18 protein-coding genes are annotated in these 16,557 nt (G+C 33.0%); 4 read left to right on the top strand and 14 right to left on the bottom strand.

Features of this window, described 5'->3' with window-relative positions:
- Window positions 1–329 precede the first annotated feature (329 nt).
- From AAEO57_RS15785 to AAEO57_RS15730, 12 genes are all read right to left on the bottom strand, one after another.
- The gene (locus tag AAEO57_RS15785; RefSeq protein WP_341693994.1) at window positions 330–1,172 is read right to left on the bottom strand and encodes a DUF4249 domain-containing protein; all 843 of its coding nucleotides are present in this window, start codon (window positions 1,170–1,172) and stop codon (window positions 330–332) included.
- Window positions 1,173–1,176: 4 nt separating this feature from the next.
- Window positions 1,177–3,795, bottom strand: a complete 2,619-nt coding sequence (locus AAEO57_RS15780; RefSeq protein WP_341693993.1) for a TonB-dependent receptor — start codon at window positions 3,793–3,795, stop codon at window positions 1,177–1,179.
- A gap of 98 nt (window positions 3,796–3,893) precedes the next feature.
- The gene (locus AAEO57_RS15775) at window positions 3,894–4,736 is read right to left on the bottom strand and encodes a FecR family protein (RefSeq protein ID WP_341693992.1); all 843 of its coding nucleotides are present in this window, start codon (window positions 4,734–4,736) and stop codon (window positions 3,894–3,896) included.
- 5 nt (window positions 4,737–4,741) lie between these two features.
- Window positions 4,742–4,957, bottom strand: a complete 216-nt coding sequence (locus AAEO57_RS15770; protein WP_341693991.1) for a hypothetical protein — start codon at window positions 4,955–4,957, stop codon at window positions 4,742–4,744.
- A gap of 46 nt (window positions 4,958–5,003) precedes the next feature.
- Entirely contained in the window at window positions 5,004–5,525 is a 522-nt protein-coding gene (locus tag AAEO57_RS15765) for an RNA polymerase sigma factor (protein ID WP_341693990.1), read from the bottom strand.
- Window positions 5,526–5,723: 198 nt separating this feature from the next.
- On the bottom strand, window positions 5,724–6,242 hold the full coding sequence (locus AAEO57_RS15760; protein ID WP_341693989.1) for an endonuclease V: 519 nt from the start codon (window positions 6,240–6,242) through the stop codon (window positions 5,724–5,726).
- Window positions 6,239–7,033: a hypothetical protein gene (locus tag AAEO57_RS15755; RefSeq protein ID WP_341693988.1), complete on the bottom strand. Its 795-nt coding sequence runs from the start codon at window positions 7,031–7,033 to the stop codon at window positions 6,239–6,241. Before AAEO57_RS15755 ends, AAEO57_RS15760 begins: the two co-directional genes overlap by 4 nt.
- A 21-nt stretch (window positions 7,034–7,054) precedes the next feature.
- Window positions 7,055–8,287 carry a hypothetical protein gene (locus AAEO57_RS15750; protein ID WP_341693987.1) on the bottom strand — a complete coding sequence of 411 codons (1,233 nt, stop codon included), beginning with the start codon at window positions 8,285–8,287 and terminating at the stop codon, window positions 7,055–7,057.
- 150 nt (window positions 8,288–8,437) lie between these two features.
- Window positions 8,438–8,917, bottom strand: a complete 480-nt coding sequence (locus tag AAEO57_RS15745; protein WP_341693986.1) for a GNAT family N-acetyltransferase — start codon at window positions 8,915–8,917, stop codon at window positions 8,438–8,440.
- Window positions 8,918–8,925: 8 nt separating this feature from the next.
- The gene (locus AAEO57_RS15740) at window positions 8,926–10,344 is read right to left on the bottom strand and encodes an aminotransferase-like domain-containing protein (protein ID WP_341693985.1); all 1,419 of its coding nucleotides are present in this window, start codon (window positions 10,342–10,344) and stop codon (window positions 8,926–8,928) included.
- Between the two features lie 19 nt (window positions 10,345–10,363).
- Window positions 10,364–10,726, bottom strand: a complete 363-nt coding sequence (locus tag AAEO57_RS15735) for a hypothetical protein (RefSeq protein WP_341693984.1) — start codon at window positions 10,724–10,726, stop codon at window positions 10,364–10,366.
- A 352-nt stretch (window positions 10,727–11,078) separates the two neighbouring features.
- A complete protein-coding gene (locus AAEO57_RS15730; protein ID WP_341693983.1) occupies window positions 11,079–11,507 on the bottom strand; it encodes an NUDIX domain-containing protein in 429 nt (142 codons plus the stop codon).
- A 134-nt stretch (window positions 11,508–11,641) separates the two neighbouring features.
- Here AAEO57_RS15730 and AAEO57_RS15725 point away from each other — a divergent pair, with 134 nt between their 5' ends.
- Complete coding sequence (locus AAEO57_RS15725) at window positions 11,642–11,833, top strand: hypothetical protein (RefSeq protein ID WP_341693982.1); 192 nt, start codon at window positions 11,642–11,644, stop codon at window positions 11,831–11,833.
- A 5-nt stretch (window positions 11,834–11,838) separates the two neighbouring features.
- Here AAEO57_RS15725 and AAEO57_RS15720 read toward each other — a convergent pair whose 3' ends face one another.
- Together AAEO57_RS15720 and AAEO57_RS15715 are read right to left on the bottom strand one after the other, a co-directional pair.
- Window positions 11,839–12,615 (bottom strand): bestrophin-like domain, encoded by a 777-nt coding sequence (locus AAEO57_RS15720; protein ID WP_341693981.1) that lies wholly within the window; start codon window positions 12,613–12,615, stop codon window positions 11,839–11,841.
- A gap of 459 nt (window positions 12,616–13,074) precedes the next feature.
- Complete coding sequence (locus AAEO57_RS15715; RefSeq protein ID WP_341693980.1) at window positions 13,075–13,272, bottom strand: DUF3606 domain-containing protein; 198 nt, start codon at window positions 13,270–13,272, stop codon at window positions 13,075–13,077.
- Window positions 13,273–13,660: 388 nt separating this feature from the next.
- On the opposite strand from AAEO57_RS15715, the gene AAEO57_RS15710 reads away from it, so the two are divergent.
- From AAEO57_RS15710 to AAEO57_RS15700, 3 genes are all read left to right on the top strand, one after another.
- The gene (locus AAEO57_RS15710; protein WP_341693979.1) at window positions 13,661–13,909 is read left to right on the top strand and encodes a hypothetical protein; all 249 of its coding nucleotides are present in this window, start codon (window positions 13,661–13,663) and stop codon (window positions 13,907–13,909) included.
- Between the two features lie 621 nt (window positions 13,910–14,530).
- Window positions 14,531–15,490, top strand: coding sequence for an alpha/beta hydrolase fold domain-containing protein (locus tag AAEO57_RS15705; RefSeq protein ID WP_341693978.1), 960 nt, complete (start codon window positions 14,531–14,533; stop codon window positions 15,488–15,490).
- Window positions 15,491–15,878: 388 nt separating this feature from the next.
- Window positions 15,879–16,448, top strand: coding sequence for an RNA polymerase sigma factor (locus tag AAEO57_RS15700; RefSeq protein ID WP_341693977.1), 570 nt, complete (start codon window positions 15,879–15,881; stop codon window positions 16,446–16,448).
- Window positions 16,449–16,557: the final 109 nt, after the last annotated feature.

The raw sequence follows: 16,557 nt of genomic DNA, 5'->3' as shown, positions 1-16,557 counted from the left end.
ATTCGTAATATTGATTTACGAACATAATAATCATTTCAAATCGTCACGCTCTAAAATGACTCTTAAAATACAGATTTACAATAATTTCAAAGAACTTATTTTAATTTTTAGTGGACACTAGTGATAATTTGAATAAAAAAAAACGATAACCAGAGCATAAGATAAGATTCAATGTTTTTTCCAAAAACAGTTCCGTGAAATTGAATTTATCTTATTGTTAGATTATCGTTTGTAGTTAGTTTAAAACTGATTTAAAGGTACGAAAAAAGCTTCAGATTTCTCCAAAGCTTTTCTAAAATTTATAAACAAAATTTTATTAAAATCTATTTTTATTTCACCACATAAGAAACAGCATCTGCTTCACAAAGTCTAAAATAGCCTAAAGCAAAGTTATTAGCATCTTTAGTATTTACAATATTCCCTCTGATATTTCCAGGCGGTACCGCAAAAGGATTTGAACCGGAAGCTTCCAGTACTAATTTCATATAATTGTAGAAATTTTTGGAAATACCTCTATGTGTGATGTTTACGGTATTTCCGGGTTTCATGTCTTCATGAGAGAAACGCGTGTTCATTTCGTTTCCGTTGAATAATTCATCATCAGTTAATTCATATTCGGGAAATACCAGAAAAGAACTTTTGTAATCGGTCAGGTAAAAATTGGTCTGATCTGCAGGATCGGTGTAGTAAAAAGTAAGTTCAATTACATCTTCACCACCGCCAAAATCCGGAACAAGGTTTTGCTCAATTTTATTGATTGGAGTTGCTGAGGTTAGTTTTTCAGTGGCAGTAAAACTTTGTCCTTCGGCCTCTACAAGTAATTTATACTCCATGTTAAGAACAGGAACAAAATTGGTACAGGTGTAGAATCCGGGCTGAGTTTCGCTAAAAGTAAAAACATCACCATTGTTATTTTCTACCCTTACCTGTGCCCCGGAAACTTTTGGGGTTGTAGCACTGTAATAAGGAGCCATTTTACTTATTTTTATAGTTTGTTCGCTACCGTTGGTTCCTTTTTTCCAAATTATTTCAGCATCTATTACGATTTTAGCTTCATCTGTTTCCAGGTCAAGTGTTACTACGTCTTCACAGGAAATAAAAGGCAAAACAAAAATAAGACTTAAGAATGCAAGTGCTCTATTCATTATATTGTATTTTTTTAATCTTTTCATTGCGTTAAAATTTAAAATTATAAGAAACCCCGGGAACAATTCCGAAAATAGAAAGTCTTCTGGTTTCATTTGCTCCGGTATCTTCATTAGCGCTAAAAGTAATCGAGGCAGCATTTTTTCTGTTGTAAATGTTGTATATGCTGAATACCCAGTAGCTTTGCCATCCTTTTTTCTTTTCAGGCTTAGGGGTGTAAGTTGCAGCAAGATCCAGATGATGAAAAAGCGGCAGTCTGTTTTCGTTTCTCAAAGAATAATTTGGGACATTGATTTCGCCAAATTCATAATAACTATTCGCATAAGTAACCGGCTGACCCGACTGTAAAGTAAAATTTCCGTTGAAGGACCATTTAGGACTGAATTCATAGCTGCCTACAATACTTAAATTGTGCAGTTTGTCATAGCCAGATAAATACCAGTCGCCATTTGCTATTCCGGGCTCTTGGGCAGTTCTTCCGGGTGTTTTTTGTTCAGCTCTTGATAAGGTGTAAGAAACCCATCCGGTAAATTTTCCGGTGTTTTTTCTAAATAGTAATTCCATTCCATACGATCTGGCTTTACCATTTAAAATCACCTGTTCTATATTATTGTTTGCCAGAATATCAGCTCCGTCAATGTAGTCAATTCGGTTTTGAACATTTTTATAAAATAGTTCCCCTTCAAGAGAATAATCCCCTTCTTTAAAATTTTTAAAATATCCCAAAGCATACTGATCGAGCATTTGTGGTTTGGTAAAAGGACCACTCGGTGTCCAGATGCTCATAGGCAGTGGTGATTGTGTATTAGATAAAATATGAATGTACTGCGCCATTCGGTTATAGCTGGCTTTTACAGAAGTGTTATCATCAAAAGCATAGGACAAAGCCAGTCGCGGTTCAAGGTTATCAAATTTACTGATGGTTTCACCCCTTCCGTAAGAAATGGTTCCGGTTGGCGTTGCTTCTTCATAAATATTATATAAAGGATTATAAATTACCGACTGACCATTTTCATAGGTACTGATTTCTTCTGCACCCAAACGATAAAACATGCTGTAACGAAGTCCGTAACGAATATTTAGTTTTTCTGTAATTTGGTTTTCAAAATCAATAAAAGCAGAGGCCTCCAAAGCGTGTTTTTTATCCAGCTGTTTGTAATTGAACTGTGAGTCTGTACTTGTTGGTTTTACTACACCAGGATTAAAATCGTAGTATAAACCGTCAATTCCGTAATTAATTTTAAATTTTTCAGATATTAAAGAATTCCAGTTATATTTAAGTCCGTAGCTTTTGATATTGCTATCCCATTCAAAACTTTCAATCGGTATCCCCAGATTGAATTTATAATCACTGTAGAAAGCAGATAAATTAGAATTCAAACGGTCAGAGAATGTGTGTTTCCAGCTCAGGATCCCCATAGTATTGCCGTATTTGCTTGAAAAACGGTCGTTGATATCAAATACATCATTTCCAAAATACCCCGAAAAAGCCAGTGTATTATTAGCGTTAAAGCGATAATTCAATTTGGCATTTAAATCGTAAAACATTGCAGAATTTTTATTGTCAGCCAGTTTGAGAAATAAATGTGCATACGAAGTACGACCCGAAACAAGGAATGAGCCTTTTCCTTTTTGCAAAGGCCCCTGAACCAAAAGACGGCTCGAAATAACACCAATTCCTCCATTTACTTTATAGTTTTCAAAATCTCCAGTTTGTTGGGTAACATCCAAAACAGATGAAACACGCCCTCCATATTTTGAAGGGATTCCACCTTTGTATAATTCTAGACCATTCACAACATCAGCATTAAAAATAGAGAAAAAACCAAACATGTGTGAGTCGCCATAAACAGGGGCACCGTCCAGAAGAATCAGGTTTTGGTCTGCAGCACCTCCGCGAACATTAAAACCCGATGATGCTTCTCCGGCATTGGTTACTCCGGGCAGGGTCAGAATTGATTTTAAAGGATCGGATTCTCCCATTGCCACAGGAATTTTTTTAATTTCCTGCATAGAAAGTTTGTTGACACTCATTTGAGGTGTTTTGATATCTGCTGCTTTAGTGGTGGTTACAATTACTTCTCCTAATTGCTGGCTGTCAGATTCCATATTAAAATTTATGGTAACATCATCAGAAACCGTAATTTGCTTTTCTTTGTTTTTTAAACCAATATAACTAATGGAAACGGTATAAGTTCCGGTTGGAATTTCAAGACTGAATTTTCCGTTTGAATCCGTTACGGCGCCTACCTCCAGTTGCTGGATATACACATTGGCACCAATAACGGATTGTTTGGTATCATCAAAAACCTGTCCGGTCAGCTTACTTTTTTTTTTAGTCGTTTTTACAGATTGAGATTTCTGTTTTACGAAAATATTATTACCGACAATAGAGAATTGCACTGTTGCATTTTTGTTTAATTCAGAGATCACTTTCTCGACTTCAATCTGTTTGTAAGTAGTTTTTTTTGTGAAATACTTTTGATTGGTATCAATTTTATCTGTAAAGGCAAATTTGAAATCAGATTGGTTTTCAATCTGTTTGAAGAACTCTTTTAAGGTTACATTTTGATCTACAGTTACGGTAACATTCTGGGCAGACATACATAAACTGAATAAAAAAAAGCATGCTGAAATTATATGCTTCATGAAATTTTGTATTTTTGAATTTATTAATTGGAATAACCTCGTGTTATCCTGACTATAAGGAGGATGTGTAGTTTCGCGGCTTGCATCCTTTTTCTTTTCTATTGAAAAGTAATCTGTTTTAAATCTTCATTTAGTTCAAAGTTTAGGTTATACATTTCTGATATTAATTGTAAAATTGTTTTTAAATCTTCTTTTTTATTGATTCGGATGGTAATCTTCTGATTAAGATGATCTTTTGGAAGAATCACTTTGTAACCATAATTTTCTTCGATATACTCACTGACAGCAGAAAGTTTTTCGTTGTCAAAATCGATAAAACGGCTGAATTCTGTTACTGATGCAGACTCGTTCCCGTAAGTAAATTTTTCGCCCGGTTTTAATATCCATTTCTTTTCCTGACCTTTTACATTCATCTGAACGCTTCCTTCGTAAAGCTCAACTGTTACTGCTTCTTTTTCAGATTCTTTCACAATAAAAGAAGTTCCTAAAACGGTCGTTGTAGTTGCATTACAAAAAACCTGAAAAGGATGCTGCTTGTCTTTTTTTACTTTGAAATAAGCCTCACCAACAATTTCAATTTTTCTGTTTAAAGCAAAATTTTGTCCGTAAATAATTTTAGAATTCGGGCTCAGTTCTACTTTTGAGCTATCGGGCAAGACAACTAATTTTATTTTTGCAGAAGTGTTTTCAATAATATTTTCAGCCATAACAGCAGTTTCAGTTACAGGTTTACCGGTAAAATAAATTCCGGTTCCGATCAATACAAAAAGTAAAACAGATGCTGCAGCATAGTAGCGCCATGGTTTGAACTTTCGTTTTTTGGCTGTAAAAGTTTTAGAATGAAATTGCTCCCACGAAGCTTCTTTTTCGCTGACAGAATGCGAAGCAGGAGTTTCGTTCCATAATTTTTCAAATTCATTATCTAATTTTTCCTTGTCCATGATTTTTAGGGAGTAAGTTTTTTACAATAAAATCCTTGTTTCGTAAAAACACCATAAACCATTTCCTGAATGTCTCTGTTGGTTTCGATTCTGAGAATTCTTTCGCGGTTTTTGAAATCAAATTTTATGATACAATCAGAAATGATGAATTGTAAAAGAGCCACCAGAAGGCTTGCGTCTTTCTTTGTTCTTACATTCGTTTTATAGGCTTCAATATGCATTTTTTGGTCTCGTTTTTATAGATAACAAACGAGAACGGAAAAGTTCCTAATGGTTTTCGATTTTTTTTCGAATAAATTTACTGGCGAGATAAATATGATTGGCAATGGTCTTTTCAGAAAGATCCGTAATTTCTGCAATCTCCTTATAACTAAGGTTTTCCAGTTTGTGTAAAGTGAATATTTTTTGCTGTTGCTCGGGAAGCTGATTGATGAAGTTTTGTAATTTTTCCTGTCTTTCTTCAAACAAATCTGAGTCGGTTTCTTCCTCTATAATGTCAGCCTGAGCAGGATCAAACTGAATTATTTTGTTTTCTCTGTTCACATGATTGATGATGATGTTTTTGCAGATGGTAAACAATTGTTTGTCAAACAAAACCTCTTCATTGAGCAATTCTCTTTTGTTGTAGAGTCTTAAAAAAGTTTCCTGAACAAAGTCTTCGGGAGTAAGAACCGTGAAGTTAAAGCGTCTGGCAATGTTTATCAGTTTATCATAGTAATTGAAGTAAACCTCTTTGAAGGCTGCTTCATTACCCTTTTTTAAACTTAAAATAAATTTTTTATTGTCCATACCGAATAGCGCAGTCAATTTTACTTAGTCTAAACTCATTGACCTGAATATTATTGCATTTTAGAAAATGACTGACTTTAAATAGAACTGCAAAGAACCGCAATTTAATTTTATACTTTGACGCTGATATGGAAAAATGTTACATTAAGTGAGATTGTTTTTTATTTTGAGCAGAAATAAATATTGATGACATTAAATCTATATTTCTTTTGTAAGCCTGTCTAATTCTTTTAATAAAGTTGGAATTCTAAACTCACCAGCCATGCTTTCAATTCTTTGGAAGGCATCTTCTAAGTCGATTCCGATTGATGTTATAAATAATGGCTTTTGACTGTCTCCTCTTAATAAAGCTTTTTTATCTTTATTAATGGCTGCAAAATTAGTTTTGGCAACACCAATTATAGGAATGTTTCCACCTAATTTTTCATATAAATGCCCTCCCAGACCATGTTTTTTATTATCATCTAAATAAACAAATCCATCAACAACTATAGCGTCAATATTTGTTGAACCAATTCGATTCAAAAGGCTTAGGATACAAGGCAGTTCTCTTCTGTAAAATTCACCAGGGATATATTCTTCAACATTCTCAATGGTTTCAGTATAAACTTTATAGTTTTTACTTTGGTTCCATTGACTAAATTCAATACAAACTGTTTTGGCTTTTCCGTCAAAATAGTAAGTATCGAATGCTAAAATCACAAAATTTTCTATCATCTCTCAGGCATTATAGTATCACCTATACTCAAAGTATATTTTAATTTAGGATACTCAAAATTCATATTATTATTTTCTTCTCCTCTTAATTTGAAAAACTCTTTTTTCTCATCATCATTTGCCAGTGTCAACAATTCTCCATCCGTGAAGTAAGGTATATTATCTTTAAATTGTATGAATGTTTTAGATTTTCGAAAAGTTATACCCAGCCATTTATTGTCTGATTCCAATTTTTTTTGACCTGGAACCGATTCCAGTACAATTTTGTGCAGATACTTTTTATTCGTAAATAATGAAAACAGAACAATGGAATTATGTGTCAGTGGAATATCAAATTCTTCATCAGTAAATTTATCTTTGATTTTCAGTTTTCGAATATTTTTTTCAGTTAATTCATTGGGTTTTTCATAGCAGGTAAAAAGACCGATATAGGTATCTGCTTCTAAATCCATCGCTTGGTCTGAATGATATTTCATAGTTGCATAATTACTGTCATATACTTCAATTAATGCATTATTAAAATCTAAAAGAGATAAATTATCGAAAGAAGTATTTTGAATTTCAATATTAAGACTTTCTATTATCTGATGATGGATTGAAGAAAAATTATGTGCAGGAATAGTATAAACAGTCGTAGTCCTGACAATGGAAACAGTGTCATTATTCAAAAAAACTAAATGATTGCCAATTCTGCCTTTGGTAATATTTTCGAAATTGACAGAATGTGATAATTCATCGAATAAGTTATTCTCGAATGGAAGCGTAATTTTATAAAAACCGGAATTGTTCATTGATTTAATTATTCTGCCAGATTAGTATATTGGTTTTTCATAATCACCGGAGTTCATACTAAAATGAATTTTCCCATATTCTACGTTCTTTTCGCTAATGTTTTCTTCATAATAGGTGTTTCTTAAATCAACCATAGTTTCTGAAGTCATTTGCTCAAGTTTAATCAATTCACCGTTTTCTTTAATGAAAGTCTGATTGTTCATATAAACAGCTTCTAAATTAGAACAACGTGCCACATAACCCATCCTAATCGGAATTTGATCAACATTTAACACAGAAGGTTTAATTTCATGAGTATACAATCTGTTTGTAGAAAGCGGTATTAAAAAAGCAGAATTTGGATATAATGTGACACTGAATTCTTTTTCTAAAGTAGAATCACTGACCGTACTTTTTAATTTGAAATGAAGTCGGGTAAATCCGCTCGATTTTTTATAACACCAGTCATATCGGTCTGTTTTTGATTGGGTCAGCTGGTTAAAATTAGATTTGTCATAGAAGGTGCAAAAGGCAATAATGCCATCTTTTGGCATATCCTTTGTTTTGTCCGAATGTGCTTTTATTTTCGATTTTACTTCTTTTGCATTGTCTTCACTTTTTAATTTATTCTCATAAATTTGCGCCAGAACATGATTGAGTTTTATTTGTTTTTCGAAAGTATATTGAATCGCACTATTTAATGTATTTATTATAATATGATCAGTAGTCCTGAAATTGTCAGTTGGTCCTGTAAAATTACTGGAGCACCTTAAAAGGCGAAAATTCAGGACGTCGTTTTTATCTTCGGTTTCTTCTTTTTGAATTTCTGTTAAATAGATTCCGGTTCTTAACGCTTTGGATTCCTTGTTCGATTCCGTTAAATACTGAAAAGCGTGCTCTGATTTAATGGTTTCGAAATAGTCATTGTCATTAAATAAATCCCTGTAATAGACTCCGGCATTACTAATTACAACCGGGACTTTTCCAAGTGTTGTAAACTGAATGTTTTTGTCATTTAGGTTTTCAAAGTTTTCAGAGAGTTCCTTAATGATATTCAAAGGAGTACCATCATATTGAAGCTGCTCAATATCTCCGCAGGCATAAATTATTTTATCATCTAAAGGAGTCCGGATTTCAGAAATATTTTTGACAATTATTCCGCAAAATTTTTCAATTAGATAATATAATTCGGAGGTAACTTCTATATTTTCTTTACAAACAATAAGAACATTTTTGTCTTTACAAATGCTATTTTCACCAGGTAGTGTTATCATTTTCTTCTTTATTTGAAATTCATGCTTTAGTTCTAATTGCTAATATATAACTAATTTCATTTCAGAAAAGAATTACTTATTTTATAATTCTAAATTCAAAAGTAAAACCCTAACCAGTATCCGTTTAAGGGCTTTGCTTTTAATAAAAAACTAAGAATTAATATCAAGAAGCATTTGAATATCCGCTCTTTTGTAGGGTGAAGGCACACCTTTTATCTCCTTAAAACCCAATTTTTCATATAACTTAATGGCGGTTTTAAGTTTGGTACTGCTTTCCAGATAAATTTTTGAAGCCCCTCTTTCAATAGCCCACTTTATAGCAGATCTGGCTAGTAACTGTCCGATTCCTTTTCCTTGTGCTTTGGGGCTTACAGCCATTTTTACCAATTCGTAATCAAAATCTTTATTGTCGCTTTTCAGCAGTGCGCAGACACCCATAACTTCATCGTCGGATATTGCAGTAAAAATTTCGCCTCCTTTGTCGATAATATATTCCTTTGGGTGATCCAGGGCTTTAAGATCACTGGGTTCAATTTCAAAATAATGTGAAATCCATTCTGTATTGAGGTCTTTAAAAGATTTTTTGTATTTAGGATTGTAGGTTACTATTTGTATTAAATCATTATTCATATTGTAAATTATATACTGTTTTTGGCTAATCGCCCTAATTTTTTTAAATCATTTTCTACACGTTCATTCCATTCCAGCGCATACGTCAGTCTCATGCAGTTGTTGTATTGGTTGTGCTGCGAAAAAATTCTGCCGGGTGCAAAATTGATTTTCTGAGCCAGAGCTGTATGGTGCAAATCTGTGGTCGATATTCTTTCATCCAGTTCCAGCCATAACATGAAACCTCCTTTTGGCTGTGATATTTTGGTGCTATCGGGGAAATAAGATTCGACAGCACGGTTGATCTGAAGGTAATTCGAATAAAGTTTATTGCGAAATGTTCTAAGATGGTGGTCATAACGTCCGTGCTCTAAGAAATCTGTAATCACATCAGAATATAAAGAAGAATTGCAGACCGTCTGAACCAGTTTTTGACGTATTATTTTGTCTTTAAATTTTCCGGGAGCAATCCATCCGACTCTGTATCCGGGTGCCAGTGTTTTCGAAACAGATCCAATCCATAATACCAGACCAGCTTCATCATAAAATTTGCAGGGTTTTGGGCGTTCGGCACCAAAATATAGGTTTCCGTAAATATCATCTTCAATCAAGGGAATATTATAAGCTGTTATCATTCTGACGAGTTCTCTTTTATTCTCATCAGGCATTTGAAAACCCATCGGATTATTAAAATTGCTCACAAAACAGCAGGCTGCAATTTCGGGCATTACCTTTTTTAAAGCATCAAGATCTAAGCCATACAAAGGATGAGTTGGTATCTCAACGGCTTTTAGCCCCAGCATTTTAATCGCCTGAAGAATTCCGAAATAGGCTGGACTTTCTACCGCCACACTATCGCCGGGAGAAGTAGTTGCCATGAGAGCGTTGTAAATAGCACTCATAGCACCGGAGGTAATCACAAGATCATCTTCGGTAATTTTCCTCTCCATTACAAGTGCCCATTTTGCAATCGCACGCCGAAGTTCTTCAGTACCCTGAACCGGTTCATAAGCAGTTCCGGCATCGCTTCGAATACGAACAGCGTTCATAATTCCTTTATTTAGTTTGGCAATAGGCAGAAAATTACTGCCCGGAATACCAAGAGCAAATTGCGTTACATCTGATTTGCTGATGGTGCCAAAAACCTTATCAATCAAATCCTCAGGCGTATTTTTTGATTCAAAATGGTTTATATTGGCAATTGTGGGGAGCGCCATGCTTCTCAGAGCACTTTTACTCACATAATAACCCGTTTTCGGACGTGATTCTATCAGAGAACGGCTTTCTAATTCCAGATAAGCCTGTTTAATAGTGTTCAAACTCACATTATAAAGCTTCTGCGCACTGCGTACCGAAGGCAGTTTGTCTCCCATTACCAGAGTTTCATGATGAATCTGATCTTCAATGATTTTGGCAATTTTTAAATATAATGTTTCATTGTTCTTCATTTTGCTTTTGGTTATGCGCTTAAAAATTAAGCCACTGGGTTATGCGTGCTGCATTTTTTATCAGCAGTTCGGCATTATTAAAAGTTGCTTCTTTCTTTTTCTTTAAAAAATTAGACGCGTATTGATTAAAATCTGTTTTATCATCATCATGGATTCCATTGTGGTAAACGACAAAACTGATTTTATTGTTTTTGTCAACAATTAAACTTGCGAAAGCAATTATTTTATCTTTTTTCTTAGCCAGCAAAAAAGGGACTCCAAAAGATTTCTGATCTACCGAATTAGCATCTGTGACCTGATTGAAAATGTCTTTCAGGATTTTTATATCAGATATAAATACTTCGCTAAATTTTAGTTTTTCTTTTGGTGTTTGTGATTTCATAACTGCTTTTTTTTTAGTAAAATTAAAGCAATTAGGTGCTTAGATACAGATACAGAAAAATGTTTTTTAACGGGTACAGATTGATGTCAAATGTACAGAAAGATCTTTAAAGACGAAAGCTCCAAAAGATTTTTGGACGAGAGATATTTTATAAATGAAGTTTAAGAACCAGTTGGTTGAAATTGATTTAAAAATGAATTAAAAGTATAAAATAGCAAGTAAAACATCATTTATAACGTAAAGAATTGAGGTCAGGCTGAGCGGAATCGAAGGCTTAAGAACTCAAATGGTCTTCGATTCCGCTCAGCCTGACACTTATTTTAATTTCACCAACGGGTTTTAAGATTAAATTTTAACTGTTTATAAATCCAAACTTTTCTTTGTATTTGTTAAAAGCAATTTTGTCTACCGGCAATACAAAAGGATCGGTATCTAAATCAATCCACTCAAAACGATTAATATCGGGACTGTTTACAATCATATCCTCAATATTAATAATTTTTACGACGTAGAAAATCAACAGCAATTGTCTTCCATCATCAATAATGGATTCTACAAAATATTCCTGGGTATATAAATGCTCAATGATTTCAATTTTGACATTTAGTTCTTCTGAGAATTCCCTGTGGAGGCAGTCCAGTACGCCTTCGCCAAATTCTACACCGCCGCCCGGAAGTTTGCAGAAAATTTTGCCTTTGTGGTATTCATAAAGAGCTAAAATTTTATTGTCATTCTCGCAGATAGCATAAGTTCTTACGTTAAATCCATTCAATTTTTTCATATACATTTTAATCAGTCACGCGTTTCATTCCTCAAACAAATCTACAGTGTATTTTATAATTTTTTGAAATGATTGTGTAAAAAACCGACCCATATTTCGGGTAATTTTAGTAAAAACATTTAAAACTTTAAATTATGGACACTAATAATCAAACTCCGAAAAAAAAGAACAGAAGTTCTGATCATCGTACCGATACAAGGAAGCACCAGTATCAGGATCACGATGAAGTTTTAACTAATGATGAAAATTATGATGCCGATACAAAAAAGTTTAAAGGCAAAGAACCGGATTTTGATGATAAACTGAATAATGAAGATAAAAAATAAGTTATTCAAAGTTTTTTTCTCAAATCGATTATGGTCTGGTTGGGCATGTCCAGATTTATAAAACCTCTTCGGGGTCTGTCTAAATCTAAAGTAAATAAAATTACTAAAGAAACCAATAGACAAAATCCAATTTGGACTAGCCAGTCAGCCCGGCCATTTCGTCCGTCTGAATAACCACTGTAAAAGGCAATTATTACAGACAGAAAAAATAACATTATGAGGATGCTTTGCGGAACTTTTGCTTTCTCTCCCGAAAGTCGTGAAGTTGTGACATCAATCATAGTGTTCAATGCGGGAATCATCTGTTGAGTAGCTGCCAAATTAGAAGGATCTTTGGATAAGTCACTGGCTCTTTTCCACAGTTTTGCCGAAATTACCTGAGTGAGGCTGTCGGCTTTTAGAATGCCTTTAATATTTGGGCCACTTTCGTAATAATCGATTCGGGCTTCTACATAATCTTTAAAATCCTTACGAAATAATGTTCTTGTCGAATCAGGGTATAAATCGCTTCTTAATATCGCTGTACCTATGTCATTTGCTTCTTCTATGACAATTTTTCTTCTCGAATCGTAACGGTCGCTGCTCATTCCGAATGTAAAAGCCAATAAGAAAAAAAGTAAGGCAATGAGAGACGATGTCTCACTCGATTTTTCTTTTGCTGGTTTTCTTTTGCGGACAAAATTTCCGGTTTTAATTCCTATAAATATAGAAATTAACATTAATATAAAAAGCAATAAGGCAATTTCCCAGGCATCGGTCTGAATTAGTGTATTTTTTTCCATACTGATTGAATAAAGATTGTGTCGTAAAAATCAAATAGTTCTTAATAAATAATGATGTGTTGTTTTGAGCTGTAACCTTAAGATATACCTGCACTATTTACCTATTATTATTTCAGGTGTATTCAAATTTAATAATTGTAAATGATTAATTAGTAGTATTTTGTGTATTATTTTTTTCAATGCAAAAAAAATATGGATTCCTAAAATCAGGAATTTTAAGTACGTTTTGTTTCAAATAAAGTTAAAATTGTGTGTCGTTTGTTTTAGTGCAAAACTTTTAAAACTTTTCATAAAAAATGCACAGTGGATTCAATAAAAGATATTGTTTCATAAATAAAATAAATCCTGAAAAAAACCGACTGTTTTTAAATACAGCTTTTTTTCAGGATTTATTGTAAGATTAATCGGGGTCTCATTTTATCAATGTACGTGTAGAGACCATTTTCTAAGGCAGGTGATTTATGCGGTAGGCTGCTGTTTTTTTGTGAGATACGTTGTAATCTCATTAAGATTATAACCTACGGCTTTTACAGCTTGTCTTAATTCTACCGTAGTTACACTGAGTTTTTGCGACCAATACTGTAATTCATACATTTGGCTAATGTTGATTCGTAAATCATCATTTTTTTGGGCTGTTGAGTTTGTTGAGTTGTTCATGACATTGATTATTAGTGGTTTATGTTAAAATTAAACTATGAATATATTAACGTGTTTATACTATTCCGAATAATTCTTACATAATTACCATGTCTGAATATTTTTTTTTAATGTTGGAAGGCTGTAGTACAAAAAAAAGCCCTTGCTATTGTTACTGTTTTTTATAATATTGTAGTTGGAGTATTACAAAAATAAAGCAGTAATTCTGATTTTTTTTAATATAAATTGATAATTTACCATCAAAAATAATTGTATTCGTAGTTTTTGGATTAATTTTAAGAATGTTGATAAATTGTTGATTGACTTGATGTTAATTTTTTTTTTTTAGTGTATTAATTTTCTAATTTTATGAGGTAGTGCTATCAATTATAATTTAAAAAATACTGATATGGAAAAAGCTATAAAACTGCAGATCAGAAAAGAGTTGAACGGCCAACAGCAATTGAATGTAATAAAGTTGAAGGGCAGTTTAATTTCTAATGGCTATACCGAAATAATACACATCAACGATTACGATGATGAATTCCACATGAATTCATTTGAAACGTCTGTTGAAAACAGAACTGAGGTTCAGAATTTTATAAATGCCTTTATCAGTAAGGCACAGCTTACAGATACTGTAACTATTTTTAAATAAATTATTTTTCTTTTATGAGTTAAAAATTACTTTAAGAATTACCGTTTTTAGCAGCCCTCGAAAAAATTCGTAGGGCTTTTTTTTACCTTATTTTTAAATTCAAAAGACTACTTTCTTTCAATGGTCTGCAGCGGTTTTGATTCTCTTTCCTTTAATGTTTTCCATACTTATAAATCACATCGGAAATATTTTTCTTTTTCCAGTTTCGGAAATATTTTTTCTTCCATTTGATAAATGCACCATTCAGTTTTTTTTCATGACAAAAGAAGAGATGAATTTTTTATCGGCTTCTGATTTTAAAATTTTGTAGTTTCTTGTACTGGTAAGAGGTTGTAAAATGCTTTTTGGTCTGGATATAATTATTTTGTCTTCACAAGGAAATGTAATCTGAGTGATATTTTATGATTTACAAAATAACTTATCTTTGTTTTTGGGCATGACGGAAATTCGAAAATAAATTTAGCTGAAATAGTAAACGGAAAGTGTATTCTTGGTACGGAAAAAACGAACAGATATCTTTAATAGGCTTTGGTACAGCATCTAAAAATATATAATAATAACTGATTAATAATAATGATGAGAATAGCACAAAAGTTTTATAAAAGTAAAAGCCTGAAAATAATGTTTTTTCTGCTAATTTTTTTTCAAAGTTTAAATGCACAACACCTTGAAGGTGTAACAAATGTAAGAGACACTTCTTTTGCTACATATACAGCTTTCAAAAAAACACAGAAAAATTTTCCAAATATTACCATGGTTCCGGAAATGCATTTTGATTTTGTAAAACAAAAAAATGATATTGTGTACTGTTCTTATGGAAAGCGTAAGATGAGGCTTGATGCTTTTTTTTCTAAAAATGAAAAGAAAACCCAAACGGCAATCATCATCATTCATGGTGGTGGCTGGCGTTCGGGAAACAGACAGCAGCACCATCAGCTGGCACAAAAGCTGGCGAGTTTAGGTTATGTATGTTTTACGCCTGAATATCGTCTTTCGACCGAAGCACTTTTTCCGGCAGCTGTTTATGATCTAAAAGCTGCTATCCGCTGGGTTCGTGAAAATGCAAAAGCATACAATGTCAATCCAAACCAAATCGTATCACTTGGCTTTTCGGCAGGTGGTGAATTAGCTGCTTTTATGGGAACAACAGGAAATATGCCTCTTTTCGAAGGTGTTATTACCAATTCCAATTCAAAATCACAGGTAAATGCTGTAGTCGATATTGACGGAACTTTGTCATTTGTTCATCCGGAATCAGGAGAGGGGGATGACAGCAAGAAAATATCTGCAGGGACTTATTGGTCCGGCTATTCAAGAAAAGAAAACCCTGTGCTTTGGGAAGCTGCTTCGCCATTAAGTTATGTAAGTGCCAATACGCCTCCGACATTGTTTATTAACAGTTCGGTTGCCAGAATGCACGCTGGACGAGACGATTTCAGAAAGGTTTTGGATCAAAACGGTATTTATTCAGAAGTCCATGAGTTCGAAAATTCACCACACACCTTTTGTCTTTTTAATCCGTGGTTTGAACCAACTGTTCAATACATCGATAATTTCCTGAAAAAAGTTTTCCCGAATTAATATTTATGGGTTATAATAATTCGAATCTCAATCACTATTATTATAATGGAATGTGGATATGGATTTCAGACCCGTATCCAAAGGGATATTTATAGGGTAATTCTTGATTTTACATCAATTTTACATTTTACCTGAGAATTCAAATTATTTATACAAATAATAAATAAAAAGACAATTAAGGATTTATGAAATAGAAGGTTTTTCATTTATGAATTCTATTTTTTTTAAATGGATTATTTTTGTTTTCGTAAATATAATGAGTAATTTTAAGACACGCGAAATTTCAAACGGAGTATTAAGGCAGGGCAATTTTGTCAAACCGGATCGGTTTTAGTTTTTGATATAAAAAATGATTAATATTGCTTCCTGATTATCACTTTTTTAAATAATGTCTGTTTATAGCAAATATGCTGATCATATTTTACTAAATCTTCTTAAGCAAGATGATCAGTTGGCGTATACAGAAATCTTCGAAAGATACTCCAGAATTTTGGTCAACCATGCTTATAAAATCCTTGGCAATCCTGATGAAGCCAACGATGTGGTTCAGGAAGTTTTTCTCTATATCTGGAACAAACGCCAGGAATTAACGGTCACAGGTTCTCTTTCTGCCTATTTATATAAGGCTGTAAAAAACAGAATACTCAATCATATCGCCCACGAAAAGGTGGTTTCGCGTTATGCTGATTCTATTTCAAACTTTATTGAAAACGATTATGTGGTAGCAGATTCTAATCTGAGAGAAAAAGAATTAGAAGCTATTATTGAGAAAGAAGTTGCTTTGCTTCCGGCAAAAATGCGTGAAGTTTTTCTTTTAAGAAAGGTAGAAGAACTTTCATACGATGAAATTGCACTTCAGTTGAATATCACCGACAAAACAGCCAAACAACAGGTTTATAATTCGCTAAAGATCTTAAGAGAGAAGCTAAAATCGTTAATGAATGTTTTTATTTGGTAAAATTTAAAAATATTTTATGTTAAATTTTTCACTTCTATTTTAGTGTAATGTGTTCATTAACAAATATAAAAATAAAATTCCATATTGGTTTTTTAACAATCTGATAATA

Origin of the sequence: Flavobacterium calami (assembly GCF_038290035.1) — a bacterium.
Taxonomy (GTDB): Bacteria; Bacteroidota; Bacteroidia; order Flavobacteriales; family Flavobacteriaceae; genus Flavobacterium; species Flavobacterium calami.
The sequence above is the reverse complement of the archived record's forward strand: the minus strand, read 5'-3'. Positions and strand labels throughout refer to the sequence as shown.

Excerpts from the sequence above, each read along its gene's own strand:
- AAEO57_RS15785 (WP_341693994.1), bottom strand. The coding sequence starts at position 1,172 with ATGAAAAGATTAAAAAAATACAATATAATGAATAGAGCACTTGCATTC.
- AAEO57_RS15780 (WP_341693993.1), bottom strand. The coding sequence starts at position 3,795 with ATGAAGCATATAATTTCAGCATGCTTTTTTTTATTCAGTTTATGTATG.
- AAEO57_RS15775 (WP_341693992.1), bottom strand. The coding sequence starts at position 4,736 with ATGGACAAGGAAAAATTAGATAATGAATTTGAAAAATTATGGAACGAA.
- AAEO57_RS15770 (WP_341693991.1), bottom strand. The coding sequence starts at position 4,957 with ATGCATATTGAAGCCTATAAAACGAATGTAAGAACAAAGAAAGACGCA.
- AAEO57_RS15765 (WP_341693990.1), bottom strand. The coding sequence starts at position 5,525 with ATGGACAATAAAAAATTTATTTTAAGTTTAAAAAAGGGTAATGAAGCA.
- AAEO57_RS15760 (WP_341693989.1), bottom strand. The coding sequence starts at position 6,242 with ATGATAGAAAATTTTGTGATTTTAGCATTCGATACTTACTATTTTGAC.
- AAEO57_RS15755 (WP_341693988.1), bottom strand. The coding sequence starts at position 7,033 with ATGAACAATTCCGGTTTTTATAAAATTACGCTTCCATTCGAGAATAAC.
- AAEO57_RS15750 (WP_341693987.1), bottom strand. The coding sequence starts at position 8,287 with ATGATAACACTACCTGGTGAAAATAGCATTTGTAAAGACAAAAATGTT.
- AAEO57_RS15745 (WP_341693986.1), bottom strand. The coding sequence starts at position 8,917 with ATGAATAATGATTTAATACAAATAGTAACCTACAATCCTAAATACAAA.
- AAEO57_RS15740 (WP_341693985.1), bottom strand. The coding sequence starts at position 10,344 with ATGAAGAACAATGAAACATTATATTTAAAAATTGCCAAAATCATTGAA.
- AAEO57_RS15735 (WP_341693984.1), bottom strand. The coding sequence starts at position 10,726 with ATGAAATCACAAACACCAAAAGAAAAACTAAAATTTAGCGAAGTATTT.
- AAEO57_RS15730 (WP_341693983.1), bottom strand. The coding sequence starts at position 11,507 with ATGAAAAAATTGAATGGATTTAACGTAAGAACTTATGCTATCTGCGAG.
- AAEO57_RS15725 (WP_341693982.1), top strand. The coding sequence starts at position 11,642 with ATGGACACTAATAATCAAACTCCGAAAAAAAAGAACAGAAGTTCTGAT.
- AAEO57_RS15720 (WP_341693981.1), bottom strand. The coding sequence starts at position 12,615 with ATGGAAAAAAATACACTAATTCAGACCGATGCCTGGGAAATTGCCTTA.
- AAEO57_RS15715 (WP_341693980.1), bottom strand. The coding sequence starts at position 13,272 with ATGAACAACTCAACAAACTCAACAGCCCAAAAAAATGATGATTTACGA.
- AAEO57_RS15710 (WP_341693979.1), top strand. The coding sequence starts at position 13,661 with ATGGAAAAAGCTATAAAACTGCAGATCAGAAAAGAGTTGAACGGCCAA.
- AAEO57_RS15705 (WP_341693978.1), top strand. The coding sequence starts at position 14,531 with ATGTTTTTTCTGCTAATTTTTTTTCAAAGTTTAAATGCACAACACCTT.
- AAEO57_RS15700 (WP_341693977.1), top strand. The coding sequence starts at position 15,879 with ATGTCTGTTTATAGCAAATATGCTGATCATATTTTACTAAATCTTCTT.